Origin of the sequence: Sporichthya polymorpha DSM 43042, from assembly GCF_000384115.1 — a bacterium.
In the GTDB taxonomy this organism is placed as follows: Bacteria; Actinomycetota; Actinomycetes; order Sporichthyales; family Sporichthyaceae; genus Sporichthya; species Sporichthya polymorpha.
Map to the genome: position 1 here is coordinate 3,655,858 of NZ_KB913029.1, position 14,124 is coordinate 3,669,981.

11 protein-coding genes are annotated in these 14,124 nt (G+C 71.2%); 4 read left to right on the plus strand and 7 right to left on the minus strand.

What is annotated here, in order from left to right; genetic code table 11:
• Window positions 1-47 precede the first annotated feature (47 nt).
• The 3 genes from SPOPO_RS0117755 to SPOPO_RS0117765 are packed head-to-tail and all read right to left on the minus strand — an operon-like array spanning window position 48 to window position 2,061.
• On the minus strand, window positions 48-617 hold the full coding sequence (locus tag SPOPO_RS0117755) for a cob(I)yrinic acid a,c-diamide adenosyltransferase (RefSeq protein ID WP_019876303.1): 570 nt from the start codon (window positions 615-617) through the stop codon (window positions 48-50).
• A gap of 45 nt (window positions 618-662) precedes the next feature.
• Window positions 663-1,154 (minus strand): hypothetical protein, encoded by a 492-nt coding sequence (locus tag SPOPO_RS0117760; RefSeq protein ID WP_019876304.1) that lies wholly within the window; start codon window positions 1,152-1,154, stop codon window positions 663-665.
• Between the two features lie 10 nt (window positions 1,155-1,164).
• Window positions 1,165-2,061 (minus strand): AMIN-like domain-containing (lipo)protein, encoded by an 897-nt coding sequence (locus SPOPO_RS0117765; RefSeq protein WP_019876305.1) that lies wholly within the window; start codon window positions 2,059-2,061, stop codon window positions 1,165-1,167.
• A gap of 115 nt (window positions 2,062-2,176) precedes the next feature.
• On the opposite strand from SPOPO_RS0117765, the gene murA reads away from it, so the two are divergent.
• Window positions 2,177-3,457, plus strand: coding sequence for a UDP-N-acetylglucosamine 1-carboxyvinyltransferase (murA, locus tag SPOPO_RS0117770; protein ID WP_019876306.1), 1,281 nt, complete (start codon window positions 2,177-2,179; stop codon window positions 3,455-3,457).
• 57 nt (window positions 3,458-3,514) lie between these two features.
• On the opposite strand, the gene SPOPO_RS30325 is transcribed toward murA, so the two are convergent.
• Entirely contained in the window at window positions 3,515-3,826 is a 312-nt protein-coding gene (locus tag SPOPO_RS30325; protein WP_019876307.1) for a hypothetical protein, read from the minus strand.
• A 63-nt stretch (window positions 3,827-3,889) separates the two neighbouring features.
• Between SPOPO_RS30325 and SPOPO_RS0117780 the strand changes: the two genes are divergently transcribed.
• Window positions 3,890-5,911 (plus strand): protein meaA, encoded by a 2,022-nt coding sequence (locus tag SPOPO_RS0117780; protein WP_019876308.1) that lies wholly within the window; start codon window positions 3,890-3,892, stop codon window positions 5,909-5,911.
• A gap of 112 nt (window positions 5,912-6,023) precedes the next feature.
• On the opposite strand, the gene SPOPO_RS30330 is transcribed toward SPOPO_RS0117780, so the two are convergent.
• The 3 genes from SPOPO_RS30330 to nucS form a co-directional block, all read right to left on the minus strand.
• Window positions 6,024-6,569, minus strand: coding sequence for an AMIN-like domain-containing (lipo)protein (locus tag SPOPO_RS30330; protein WP_019876311.1), 546 nt, complete (start codon window positions 6,567-6,569; stop codon window positions 6,024-6,026).
• 47 nt (window positions 6,570-6,616) lie between these two features.
• On the minus strand, window positions 6,617-9,970 hold the full coding sequence (locus SPOPO_RS0117790; RefSeq protein ID WP_019876312.1) for a DEAD/DEAH box helicase: 3,354 nt from the start codon (window positions 9,968-9,970) through the stop codon (window positions 6,617-6,619).
• A gap of 211 nt (window positions 9,971-10,181) precedes the next feature.
• On the minus strand, window positions 10,182-10,856 hold the full coding sequence (nucS, locus tag SPOPO_RS0117795) for an endonuclease NucS (protein WP_019876313.1): 675 nt from the start codon (window positions 10,854-10,856) through the stop codon (window positions 10,182-10,184).
• Window positions 10,857-11,047: 191 nt separating this feature from the next.
• On the opposite strand from nucS, the gene SPOPO_RS0117800 reads away from it, so the two are divergent.
• Complete coding sequence (locus SPOPO_RS0117800) at window positions 11,048-12,823, plus strand: 3-hydroxyacyl-CoA dehydrogenase family protein (protein ID WP_019876315.1); 1,776 nt, start codon at window positions 11,048-11,050, stop codon at window positions 12,821-12,823.
• Window positions 12,824-12,909: 86 nt separating this feature from the next.
• Entirely contained in the window at window positions 12,910-14,124 is a 1,215-nt protein-coding gene (locus SPOPO_RS0117805) for a cytochrome P450 family protein (RefSeq protein ID WP_019876316.1), read from the plus strand.

Sequence of the window (14,124 nt, forward strand, 5' to 3'; positions counted from 1 at the left end):
CGCCTATCCAGGCCGCGGGACAGGCGCGCCGCGCAGGAGAAGTTGGGTCAGCGGTTGGCGCCGGGCACCCAGAGGACGTCGCCCTCCGGGTTGGCGACCCGGCCGAGGATGAACAACAGGTCGCTCAACCGGTTGAGGTACTTCGCCGGGAGCTTGCTGGTGCTGTCCGGGTGCGCGTCGTAGGCGGCCCAGGCGGAGCGTTCGGCCCGCCGGGTCACGGTCCGCGCGACGTGGAGGAGCGCGGCGCCCTTCGTGCCCCCGGGCAGGATGAAGCTCTTCAGCTTCGGCAGGTCCTCGTTGTAGCGGTCGCACGCCGCTTCGAGGCGCTCGATGTCGGCCTCGCCGATCCGCAGCGGTGGGTAGGCGGGGTTCTCGACGATCGGGTTGCACAGGTCGGCGCCGACATCGAACAGATCGTTCTGAATGCGGGTCAGCAGTTCGACGAGGTCGGGCGCGAGGTCGCCCAGCGCGATGGCGACGCCGATCGCCGAGTTCGCCTCGTCGCAGTCGGCGTAGGCGGCCAGGCGCGGGTCGTTCTTCGACGTCCGGCTGAAGTCGCCGAGCGCCGTCGTCCCGTCGTCGCCCGTCTTGGTGTAGATCCGCGTCAGGTTGACCATGCGGTGCAGCCTAGGCGAGCCCCGCGGGCCGGATCCTGCCGGGAATCAGTCGATGACCATCCTGCAGTTCCGCACGACGGTGTGGCCGTTCGAGCGGAACTCCACCCGCGTGCGGACCAGGCCCGCGCCCTCGCCCGCCGAGGCGGGAATGTCGTAGCCGCCGGGGGAGGACGGGGCGACGAGCTGGCTCAGCTGGGTCTTGCCGTCCTGGTCCTTGATCAAGAGGCGGACCTTCTTGATGTTGATCTTCTTGTTCCGGTAGATCCCGGTCTCGCCGTTGTCGGTGATGCGCAGGCTGACGGCCTGCACGTCCCGGCCGTTGTCGCCGACGTTGACCCGGATCTGGATGCGCGCGGTGCGCCCGCGGACCTCGCTCGTGCAGCGCTTCGTGATCGTGCCCGCGGCGGCGACCGTCGCCTGCTCGCCCTCGCCACCGGCCGTCGATGCGGCGGTCGCGCTCGCCGCCGGCAGCAGTGCGGCGGTCAGGCCGACGGCCGAGGCGCCGGCGGCGAGGGAGAGGCGTCGTTTCGTCGTCATGGACTGAAAGCTACGGCTCCAGGCAGGTCGGGAGCGAGTCCGAGTTTCCGGTCGGGGCGCCCGTCTGGCCGGTGGGCGAGTAGATCTTCACCCAGCGGACGGTCGGGTAGTGGGAGAGCGTCGCGTCGATCTGGTTCGCGACGCTGAAGGCGCCGCCGCCGGCGGAGCAGCCGCCGGTGAGGCGGACGCGCGCGATCCCGTTGCTGATCGACAGGTTCGTGAACCCGGTGGCCTTCGACAGCGTGTTGCCCACGCCCGCCGCGGATTCCGCCGGCGTGGGGCCGGCGAACATGCGGTGCAGCGCGCCCGTGGCCGGGGCGCCGGCCGGCACGTACCGCCAGACCGAACGGGTCTCGGCGGTGGCCCGATTCGTGAAGTACACCGGGACCCGGGTCCGCGCGTAGTCGTTGCGGATGTCGATGACGACGCGGCTCGGGTTCGTCAGCTTCAGCACGCTGTAGGAGGTGCGCGCCATCATCGCCGCGCCGAAGGAGACCATGCCCTCGAATTCACCCGCGTGGACCACCTCGTTGAGGTTCTGGTTGCCGGTGGAGCGGCGCAGCGGGCCGAACGTGGACGCGTAGTTCTTCGTGTAGCCCGTGACGCCGCCGAGCCCGATCTGCAGGAAGGCGTTGCCGCCGGCGGGCACGGTGTCGCCGGAGCCGTCCCGGGCGATCTTCGGTGCCCACTGCACGAACGTGTGCGACGGCAGCTTGCCGGAGAACTCGAATACCAGGCGGTCGTAGCCCGGATGGGTGGCCGTGCGGATCGCGACGAGCTTGCTCGTCCCGCTCGACCCGCCCGCCGCGTCGGCGAGGGTCGGGACCGCCAGCGTGGCCGACGCTCCGGCCAGCAGCGCGAGCGAGAGCAGGACGGAACGGGTGCGGGGCTTCTTCCGACGGAACATGTCGGCCTCCAGGGGGCCTGCCGAGGGGGGTGCAGGACGGTGCAGGGGGTTCCTGACACCCGCTAGACGCGCGAAGCGCCCGTCCGGTTGACGCGCCGCGCCCTACGATCTAGACGTGGAACGGTTCCGGGTTACGGGTGGGGCCCGTCTGGCGGGCGAGGTCCGCGTCGACGGCGCCAAGAACAGCGTCCTCAAGCTCATGGCGGCCGCGCTGCTCGCCGAGGGGCGCACGACGCTCACGAACGTCCCGGAGATCCTGGACATCGACTTCATGTCGGCGCTGCTGCGGCGCCTGGGCTGCGAGGTCGAGCAGCGGCCCGGCACCGTGGTGATCGACGTACCGGCCGAGCTGTCCCACGAGGCGCCGTACGAACTGGTGCGCCGGCTCCGGGCCTCGATCTGCGTCCTCGGCCCGCTGGTCGCGCGGCTGGGGCGCGCGAAGGTCGCGCTGCCGGGCGGTGACAACATCGGCTCGCGCGCGCTCGACATGCACATCGGCGGGCTGGCCAAGCTCGGCGCGACGAGCGAGTCCGAGCACGGCTACATCCTCACGGAGGCTCCGAAGGGCCTGACCGGAGCGTCGGTGTGGCTGGACTTCCCGAGCGTCGGCGCCACCGAGAACATCCTCATGGCGGCGGTGCTCGCCAACGGGACGACGGTCATCGACAACGCGGCGCGTGAGCCCGAGATCGTCGACCTCGCCGACATGCTGATCCAGATGGGCGCGAAGGTCTCCGGCGCCGGCACCTCGACGATCGAGATCGAGGGCGTCCCGGCCGGGTCGCTGAGCCCGACCTCGCACCGCACGGTGCCGGACCGCATCGTTGCCGGCACCTGGGCGGTGGCCGCGGCGATGACGCGCGGCGACGTCACGATCCTCAACGCGAACCCGCACCACCTCGAGCTCCCGCTCGACAAGCTCGTGACCGCGGGCGCCGACGTCGAGTGGCTGCCGGACGGCTTCCGCGTCGAGATGAACCGCCGTCCCGAGGCGGTCGACATCATGACGTTGCCGTACCCGGGGTTCCCGACCGACCTGCAGCCGGCCTACATCGCGCTCAACACCGTCGCCGAGGGCGCCGCGATGGTCACGGAGAACATCTTCGAGGCGCGGTTCATGTTCATCGACGAGATGGTCCGCCTCGGCGCCGAGATCAAGACCGACGGCCACCACGCGGTCATCCGCGGACGTCCCCACCTGTCCGGTGCCCCGGTGCGGTCGCACGACATCCGCGCGGGCGCGGGGCTCGTGCTGGCGGGCCTGGTGGCCGAGGGCGAGACGATCGTGACCGACGTCCACCACATCGACCGCGGGTACGCCGACTTTGTCGCGCAGCTCAACTCCCTCGGCGCCGAGGTCGTCCGCGAGCCCGACCCGGATCACTTTTCCGAGTGAGTTCGGTCACGCGCGCCGGTCGCTGAGCGCGTTCGCCCCGTCGCCCACCGGTGCCGGTCAGTAGCCCAGCAGCAACTCGCGGGCCCGCTGCAGGTCGTCGTCCCACACCATGACGCGCAGCCCGTCCTCGGTCTCGACGACCCGGCTGCGGATGCCCGAGCGGGCGAGCAGCGCAGAGATCTGTGCGCCCTCCGCCGCGTCCTCGGGCGCGGCGAGCGGGGTCATCAGGCCGTAGTCGTGCTCCGAACCGGTCCGCGGACGGCGGGAGAGCAATGATGTCTGCCGGGGTGAGAAGGCCCAGCGCAGGACCAGAACGAGCAGGCCGAGAACGATCGCGACGACCAGCATCTGCTCCGTGGCGTAGCCCACGGTCGGATTCTGCCCCCGGTTACGGCGTCGTTACCATCGCACCCACAAGACTGGAGGGCCGCGATGGCAGACGGTGGCAGCACCCGGGACAAGCCCTGGCTGATTCGGACCTACGCGGGGCACTCCTCCGCCGCGGGCTCGAACGCGCTGTACCGGAGCAACCTCGCGAAAGGGCAGACCGGTCTGTCGGTGGCGTTCGACCTCCCGACCCAGACCGGCTACGACCCCGACCATGTGCTGGCCAAGGGCGAGGTCGGCAAGGTCGGCGTCCCCGTCCCGCACCTGGGTGAGATGCGCAAGCTGTTCGAGGGCATCCCGCTCGATGAGATGAACACGTCCATGACGATCAACGCCACCGCGATGTGGCTGCTCGCCATGTACCAGGTGGTCGCCGAGGAGCAGGCGATCGCCGCCGGCACCGACCCGGCCGAGACGCTGCGCAAGCTCTCCGGGACGACGCAGAACGACATCATCAAGGAGTACCTGTCTCGCGGGACCTACGTGTTCCCGCCGGCGGCCTCGATGCGCCTGACCGTCGACACCATCGCGTACACGGTCACGAACGTCCCCAAGTGGAACCCGATCAACATCTGCAGCTACCACCTGCAGGAGGCCGGGGCCACCACGGTCCAGGAGCTCGCCTTCGCGATGTCGACGGCGATCGCCGTCCTCGACGCGGTCCGCGACTCCGGCCAGGTGCCGGCCGAGAAGTTCGGTGACGTCGTCGCCCGCATCTCCTTCTTCGTGAACGCCGGCGTGCGGTTCGTCGAGGAGATGTGCAAGATGCGCGCGTTCGTGCGCCTGTGGGACGAGGTCACCGAGCAGCGCTACGGCGTCTCCGACCCGAAGCAGCGGCGCTTCCGCTACGGCGTCCAGGTGAACTCGCTCGGTCTGACGGAGGCTCAGCCGGAGAACAACGTCCAGCGCATCGTGCTCGAGATGCTCGGCGTGACCTTGTCGAAGGACGCGCGGGCCCGCGCGATCCAGCTGCCGGCGTGGAACGAGGCGCTCGGTCTCCCGCGCCCGTGGGACCAGCAGTGGTCGCTGCGGATCCAGCAGGTGCTGGCGTTCGAGTCCGACCTGCTCGAGTACGACGACCTCTTCCGCGGCTCGGTCGTCGTCGAGGCCAAGGTCGACCAGTTGGTCCGCGACGCCTACGCGGAGATGGATCGCATCGCCGAACTCGGCGGGGCGGTGGCCGCGGTCGAGTCGGGCTACATGAAGTCCGCCCTGGTCGCCTCGCACGCCGAGCGCCGCAAGCGCATCGAGACCGGCGAGGACAAGATCATCGGCGTCAACTCGTTCACCGAGACCGAGCCGAACCCGCTGTTGGCCGACCTCGACGCCGCGATCCAGACCGCCGACCCCGCCGCGGAGTCGGCGGCGATCGAGACCGTCCGGGCCTGGAAGGCGCAGCGGGACGACAACGCCGTCTCGGCCGCGCTGGAGAACCTGCGCAAGGTCGCGAAGAGCAACGACAACCTGATGCCGGCGACGCTGGAGTGCGTCCGCGCCGGCGTCACGACGGGGGAGTGGTCCGGTGCCCTGCGTGAGGAGTTCGGCGAGTACCGCGCGCCGACCGGGGTCACCGGCGTGAGCTCCGCCCCCGACGGCGCCGCGATCGCCGAGGTGCGCGCCGCCGTGCAACGGACCGGCGACGAGCTGGGCCGCCGGCTGCGGCTGCTCGTCGGCAAGCCCGGTCTCGACGGGCACTCCAACGGCGCCGAGCAGGTCGCGGTGCGCGCCCGCGACGTCGGTTTCGAGGTCATCTACCAGGGCATCCGTCTGACGCCGGCTCAGATCGTCGCCGCCGCGGTCGAGGAGGACGTCCACTGCGTTGGGCTCTCGATCCTGTCCGGCTCACACATGGAGCTGATCCCGGACGTCCTGGACCGACTGCGGGACGCCGGCGCCTCCGACGTCCCCGTGATCGTCGGCGGCATCGTCCCCGACGGTGACGCCCGGGCCCTCCGTGAGGCCGGCGTCGCCGCGGTGTTCACACCGAAGGACTACGGCCTGACCGAGATCATGGCCCGCATCGTCGACGTCATCCGCACCGCGAACGGGCTCGACCCGCTCGCCTGAGCTCAATTTCTCCTGCCCGCCGCCCCACCCGAACCCAACTTCTCCTGCGTGCCGCGCCTTTCCCGGCCGCGGGATGGGCGCGGCGCGCAGGAGAAGATGCGCCGCCGGGGCGTCAGTGCGCGACGTCGACGTAGATCCGGGTCGGGTTCGACAGCGTCCCGACCCGGAAGCCGGCCTTGCGCTTCAGCCCGAGCCCGAAGACGACCTGGCCCTCGAAGTCGCAGAGCATGCGCATGCTCCGCAGCGTCGGGAGCTTGGGGTTGGCCGTGGAGTTCTGGCCCGGCCCGCGGTAGACGTCCCGGCCCCGGTTGTCGTGGGCCTGCGCGGGCTCGAGTGTGATGCTGAGGAACTTCTTGCCGGGGATCGTCACCTTGTTGCCGGTGCCGCACTGACGCAGGGTGCTGACGTACCGGACGTTGTAGCCCGACGCCTTCCCGGTCAGGTCGAACACGACGCGGTCGAACTGCGCGTGCTTGCCGAACCGGGCGTCGACGACCCGCGGGATCTTCGACGGGTTCCGGGTCTTCACCTTCGGGCTGGTGTCCGACGGCGGGGCCGCAGGAGCGGCGACCGCTTCGGTGGCGAGGCCGCCGGCGGCGACCAGCGAGACGGCCGTCAGCAGACCGGCCAGACGACGACGTGCAGCGGTGGTGGGCATGCCTCGTGTGTACCGCAGCGCAGGACCGAAATCGAGCGGCTTGGTCTTTACGTGAACAGACCGCGGATGTCCTCGGCCGAGAGCGCCCGGCCGAAGCCCTCGCCCTCGCCGCCGTCGACGACCCGGGCGAAGAGTTTCGCCTTGCGGGCCTGCAGATCGAGCACCCGTTCCTCGATCGTGTTCGCCGCGATCAGGCGGTAGACGTGCACCGTGCGGGTCTGCCCGATGCGGTGCGTGCGGTCGACCGCCTGCAGCTCCGCGGCGGGGTTCCACCACGGGTCCATGAGGAAGCAGTAGTCGGCCTCGGTCAGGTTCAGGCCGAACCCGCCGGCCTTGAGGCTGATCAGGAACACCGGCGCGGAGCCGGTCTTGAACCGCTCGATGACCTCGGCCCGGCGGCGGGTCGTCCCGTCGAGCCGGACGTGCTCGATGCCTTCGGCGTCGAGGCGGGCCTCGACGAGGTCGAGCAGGCGGGTGAACTGGCTGAAGACGAGCGTCCGGTGCCCGGTGCCCTCGACGGCCTGGACGTGCTCGAGCAGGGCGTCGAGCTTCGCGCTCGGGACGGTGAGGTGCTCGTCGTCGGTGAGCCCGGGGTGCAGGCTCAGCTGACGCAGCAGGGTGAGGGAGCGCAGGATCTCGAACCGGTTGCCCTCGAGGTCGTCGAGCAGCTTGAGCACCTTCTGGCGTTCGCGCTGGAGCGTGAGGTCGTAGATCTTGCGGTGCTTCGGGTCGAGCTGGACCGACAGGACCTGCTCCTGCTTGGGCGGGAGCTCGGGGGCGACCTCCTCCTTGGTGCGCCGCTTGACCAGCGGGCGGATCCGGCGGCGCAGCCGGGCGAGCAGGTCGGAGTCGCCGTTGCGCTCGATCGGGACGCTGTAGATCTCCTTGAACGCCTCGGGGTGCGGGAACAGCCCGGGCGCGGCGACCGACAGCAGCGCCCACAGCTCCATCACCGAGTTCTCCAGCGGAGTGCCGGTGATTGCGAGCTTGAAGGGGGCGTCGATGTGCCGGGCGACGCGGTGCACCTGCGCCTTGCGGTTCTTCACGAACTGCGCCTCGTCGAGCAGCAGCCCGGCCCACGGGCGCTCCAGGTAGCTCGCGGCGTCGATGCGCAGCAGGGCGTAGGACGTGACGATGACGTCCGCCCGTTCGGCCTTCTCGTGCAGCGGGGCCGACTTGGAGCGGCGGGACCGTGCGGCGGTCTCGGTGACGGTCTCGACGCGTAGGCCCGGGGTGAAGCGCGCCGCTTCGGCGGCCCAGTTCGAGACCACTGACGTGGGGGCGACGATGAGGAACGGCGGGGCGTCGGGCTCGGTGGCGCGGGCGTGGGCGATCAGGGCGAGCGACTGCAGCGTCTTGCCCAGGCCCATGTCGTCGGCGAGGATCCCGCCGAGGCGGTGCTCCCAGAGGAACGCGAGCCACTCGAAGCCCTCGACCTGATAGTGCCTCAGATCGGCGTGCACGCCGGCGGGAACGGGCGTGCTGCCGATGGAGTCGAGCCGGCGCAGGGCCTGGACGTGCGCCTGCCAGGCCGGGGCCTGGTGGCTGACGTCGCCGAGGCCGGCGAGCTCCTCCCACAGGCCGGTCTGGTACCGGCTGATCCGCAGCTGACCGGGCGGGGCGTCCGCGAGCCGGCGGGCTTCGTCGATGAGCGCGCGCAGCGCGATCAGCTCGGGCTTCTCCAACGAGAAGTACGCACCGCCGGGGAGCAGCAGGTGCGAACGCCCCTGCGCGAGCGCGACGAACAGCTGCAGGAACGGGACGGTCTCGCCGTCGACGGTCACCGAGACGCCGAGGTCGTACCAGTCGCCGTCGTTCTCCAGGGCCTGAGTGGAGACCGCGATGCGCAGTGAGTCGCCGGCCTCGCGGTACTCGACCGGCGTGCCGCCGACCTCGACGCGCAGGTCGTCCCGCTCGCTGAGCCGCGGGAGCCACTCGGTGGCGAAGTGCATGGTGTCGACGCCGGAGAGCTCGAGCGGGGCGTCGACGCCGGGCCCGTCGGGGCGGCCCAGCCCGTAGGCGCTCAGGTCCGGGTCGAGACCGGACATCAGGGCGGCCTCGGCCTGGGGGTCGCGGAACGCCGCGCCCTCGGGGGAGTTGACCGTGAGCCGCCGATCCTCGTCACCGACCCGGTACGACCAGTGCCAGGACAGCGCGAGCGCATGGTCGTCGCCGAAGTCCGCGCGGAGCACGAGCTCGGGCGGCGAGACCTCGGGGACGGTGAACGAGCCGTCGGAGCTGACGACCTCGGCGATGCGCCGCAGTTGCGGGAGGTACTCGTCGGTGAACCGGTCCCGGTGCGCGGCCGGCACCGCGAGCGGCTCGACCGCGAACACCATGCGGCGCAGGGGGAGCGCGGCCGGAGTGCTGAGCTCGACGAGCCGGATCGGCCAGTCCGCGGGGTTGCCGGGCAGCCCGTCCTCGTCGTCCCGCGACCGCACGAGCGCGCCGGATCCGCTGCCGAGGAACGCGATCGGCGTCAGTTCGCCGAACCCGGTCTCGGTCCGCAGGACGGGCGTGACCTCAAGGCCGGCCGCGGCGTCGGTGTCGGTGTCGTCGGAAGCCGCCGTGACGTCGAGGCACAGGTCCGCGGTCTCGATCGGGGGCAGGTCGCCGAGGTCCGGGTGGATCAGGCGCAACCCGGCGCGGACCGCCTGGCGGAGCAGGGGGAGCAGAGCGCTGGAGGTGACGGCGGAGAGCTCGATGGAGCGCTCGTCGCCGTAGCGAAGGTGCTCCGCGTAGCCGGCGCCGGTGCGGGCCCGGTAGAGGGCGTGCAGGTCGTGCAGGACGCGCACCTGGTCCTCGGGGTAGGCGGTGCGGTTCGTCAGCGATCCGAGGCGGCCCCAGGACAGCTCGCCCGCGACCCAGCCCTTCTTGCCCTCGCGCACGATCCGCGCCCACAGCTCGACCGGCTCGCTCTGCATGGCGTCGCCGCCACCCCACCGGTTCGGCAGGCGGCGCTTGAGCGTCAGCTCGATCGCGAGCGTGCGCGGCTCGATTTGAACCGGGGACGGCGCCGCCGGGTCGAGGGCCGAACGCCAGCGGTCCTCCCACGTCGGTTCCTTCGGCGGGCTGGGCTTCGGCGAGGGCGGCGCCGCGTGCCCGCCGGCGACGAGCGCGAGCGCGGCCGCGTGCTTGCAGTTGAAGTGGACCGGGCAGCTGCACTCGCCCCGGATGAAGACGTACGGCCCGCCCGAGTCGTAGGGGAAGACGTGGACGGTCGTCACGTACGGCGTCGTCGACCCGCCCGCCACCGACCCGAGCACCACCCGGGCCGCCTTGCTCCAGGTGAGCTGCTCGACCGCCCCGCGGTCGGCATACTCCACGCCCCGCTGGAACGTCGCCATCCCGACGACCGCACGCAGGCTGGCGACGTCGAGGGTGAACAGGGCGGCGGGCACGGATTGACGCTAACCCGCCGGACCCACATCCCGTTGACCTCGCCCGCACCCTGTGGACAGCGTCGGCTGTGGACGACGGAGCCCCGGGCGGGCCTGGTCCGGAAGGGGCGCGTGAAGCCAGCATCCGAGTTGCAACGGTTGGGACGGATGTGGCGACTCAACCGTCACACCCGTTGCAACTCGTCCTTTCGGTACACGCTGGCGCGCAGCGTCAGAACAGCCGGGACTCTTTGTCGTCCAGGCCGCGGAGCTCGTCGTAGTCGAGGACGACGCAGCGGATGCCGCGGTCCTCGGCGAGGACGCGGGCCTGGGGCTTGATCTCCTGGGCGGCGAAGACGCCGGAGACGGGGGCGAGCAGCGGGTCGCGGTTCATCAGGTCGAGGTAGCGGGTGAGCTGCTCGACGCCGTCGATCTCGCCGCGGCGCTTGATCTCGACGGCGACGGAGGCGCCGGCGGCGTCCTTGCAGAGCAGGTCGACGGGGCCGATCGAGGTCGGGTACTCGCGGCGGACGACGCGCCAGCCCTCGCCGAGGACCTCGGCGTTCTCGGCCAGCAGGATCTGCAGGTGGGCCTCGACGCCGTCCTTCTGCAGGCCCGGGTCGACGCCGAGTTCGTGGGACGAGTCGTGCAGGACCTCCTCGATCGAGATCCGCAGCTCCTCGCCGGCCTTGTTGGTGACGACCCAGGAGGCGGTGCCGTCGTCGGCGGGGGCCTCCTTGAGCGTGCAGGGCGGGCTCATCCAGTTCAGCGGCTTGTAGGAGCCGCCGTCGGAGTGGACCAGGACCGACCCGTCGGCCTTGATCAGCAGCAGCCGGGTGGCCAGGGGGAGGTGGGCGGTCAGCCGCCCGACGTAGTCGACGGAGCAGCGGGCGATGACGAGGCGCACGGGCGCAACGCTACGGGTCCGCTCGGCGCGGACGCGTGCCGCCCGTCGATTCGCACCACCGCCCGTCGCGCCGAACGGCCGCCGAACCGCCGTCCTGAGCAGGCGATCTTTACCGGGCGGTAGCGTGACCCACGCAACGCGCCGCCGGCCCAGGCAGCGCGGGATTTCAGCTGGAACCAAGGAGATTCGCCGTGTCCGCAGAGTTCGCCACCGCCGGGGTCGTCGGGATCGGGACCATGGGGTCGGGGATCGCGGAGGTACTCGCGCGCAGCGGGGTCTCCGTGATCGGCGTCGAGAAGGACGCCGACTCCGCCGCCCGCGCCCAGGCCGCGATCGAGGCCTCCACCGCCCGTGCCGTCGCGGGCGAGAAGCTCACCGAGTCCGAGCGGGCCGACCTGCTGGGCCGGATCACGATCGGCACCGACCTGACCGCCGTCGCCGAGGTCGACCTGGTCATCGAGGCCGTCCCCGAGGACCTCGAGCTCAAGCAGCAGATCTTCACCGAGCTCGGCCAGATCACGCGCCCCGAGGCCGTGCTCGCCACGAACACCTCGTCGCTGTCGGTCACCGAGATCTCGGTCTCGACGGCGAACCCGCGCCGCGTGCTCGGCCTCCACTTCTTCAACCCGGCGCCGGTGCAGGCGTTCGTCGAGGTCGTGCGGACGGTCGTCACCGACCAGAGCGCCGTCGACGCGGTGAAGAACCTCGCCGAGAAGCTCGGGAAGACTCCGGTCGTCTGCGGCGACAAGGCGGGCTTCATCGCCAACGCGCTGCTGTTCGGCTACCTCAACCACGCCGTGCAGATGTACGAGTCGCGCTACGCGACCCGCGAGGACATCGACGCCGCGATGATGTACGGCTGCGGCTACCCGATGGGCCCGCTGGCGCTGCTCGACCTCATCGGCCTGGACTCGGCCTACGAGATCCTCAACTCGATGTACAAGCAGGACCGCAAGCGCGTCCACGCGCCGGCGCCGATCCTCAAGCAGATGATTACCGCCGGTCTGCTCGGCCGGAAGACCGGCAAGGGCTTCTACACCTACGCGGGCCAGGAGTCCCACGAGGTCGTCGCCGACGAGCAGACCCCGAGCAAGGACCGCCTCCCGCAGCTGCGGCACGAGATCAGCCGCGTCGGCGTCATCGGCACCGGCACCATGGCGACCGGCATCGTCGAGGTCTTCGCCAAGGCCGGGTACGACGTCGTCTTCGTCGCGCGCAGCGAGGAGAAGGCCGCGGGCGTCCAGAAGTCGATCGCCAAGTCGCTCGAGAAGGCCGTCCAGCGCGGCAAGCTCACCGAGGAGGCCCGCGACGCGACGCTCGCGAAGGTCACCGGCACCACCAAGCTCGACGACCTCGCGTCGGTCGACCTCGTCGTCGAGGCCGTCGTCGAGGACATCGACGTCAAGCGCGCGCTGTTCGAGAACCTCGACGAGATCTGCCGGCCGGGCGCGATCCTCGCGACGACCACCTCGTCGCTGCCGGTCATCGAGCTCGCGGCGACGACCAAGCGTCCGGGCGACGTCGTCGGCATGCACTTCTTCAACCCGGCGACGATCATGAAGCTCGTCGAGGTCGTGCACACCGTCGCCACCTCGCCCGAGGTCACCGAGACCACGCAGGCGCTGTGCGCCAAGCTCGGCAAGGTCGCGGTCACCTGCGGCGACCGTGCCGGGTTCATCGTCAACGCGCTGCTGTTCCCGTACCTGAACGACGCGGTGAAGATGCTCGAGGCGCACTACGCGACCGCCGACGACATCGACCTGGCGATGAAGGAGGGCTGCCGGCTCCCGATGGGGCCGTTCGCCCTCCTCGACGTGGTCGGCCTCGACGTGTCGCTGGCCATCGAGCGGACGCTGTTCTCCGAGTTCCGCGAGTCCGGGTTCGCCCCGGCCCCGCTTCTCGAGCACCTCGTCACCGCCGGCTACCTCGGCCGCAAGACCGGCCGCGGGTTCCGCGACTACAGCTGAGCCGCCCGACCGCTGAGCGCTGCGCTCTTCCCGGGCGGGGGTGGCCCGCGTCAGACTCGACGTGCCACCTCCGCCCGGGAGTCGCCATGAGCGCACCAGCCGGCCTCAACCCGTTCCTCGCCACCGCGCGTGGTGACCGCGTCGCGGCGTACGCCGCGATGGCGTCCGCCGGACCGGTGCTGCGGATCCCGTCGCCCGGGGGCGGGGAGGCGTGGCTCGTGACGGGCTACGCCGAGGCGCGGGCCGTCCTCAACGACGCGCGGCTGGTGAAGGCTCCGCCGCCGCCGGTGACGCCGCTGCGGCGGGAACGCCTCGCGCGGGCGCCCTGGATCACCACCCACATGCTGGTTCGCGACGGCGCGGAGCACGAGCGCCTGCGTCGCCTGGTGATGGCCGCGTTCACGCGGCGGCGCGTCGAAGCCCTCGCCCCGTCGATACAGGTCGTCACGGACGCGCTGCTCGACGAGGTGCTGATCGCGGGCAAGGACGGCTCGACCGTCGACCTGCTCGCGCAGTTCGCGTTCCCGTTGCCGATGACCGTGATCTGCGAGCTGATGGGCGTGCCGGCGCACCTGCGCGACGACATCAAGGTCGGGATGGAGCCGACCTTCCGCGGCATGGGCATGGCCGACGAGGAGTGGTCGGAGAAGTTCGAGCTGCTCGAACGCAGCCTCACCGAGCTCGTGGCGACCAAGCGCCGCGAACCCGGTGACGACCTGATCAGCGCGCTGATCGAGGTCCGCGACGACGGCGGAGACCGGCTCTCGGAGGACGAGCTGCTGTCGATGGCCTTCATCCTCATCGCCGCGGGCCACGAGACGACCGTGCACCTGATCGCCAACGGCGTGGAGGCCCTGCTGACCCACCGGCCGCAGTGGGACCTGCTGCGCGCCGAACCGGAGCGGGTGCCCGCCGCGGTCGAGGAACTGCTCCGCTGGTGCGGCCCGGTCCAGGTGACGTTCCCGCTGATCGCCGCCGAGCCCCTCGAGGTGGGCGGCGCAGCGATCGGGGCGGGGGAGCTGGTGATCGTCGCGCTGCTGCCGGCGAACCGGGACCCGGCCCAGGTCGAGGACCCGGACGTCCTCGACGTCACCCGGGAGCCGCGGCCGCACCTCGGCTTCGGCCACGGGATCCATCACTGCCTGGGTGTCGCGCTCGCGCGGCTCGAGGCGAGAATCGCGTTCGAGACCCTGCTGCGCCGGTGCCCGGACCTGCGCCTCGCGGTCGACCCGGACGAGCTCACCTGGACGCCGAGCTTCATCTTCCACGGGCTCGATCGGCTGCCCGTACAGGTGACCTGA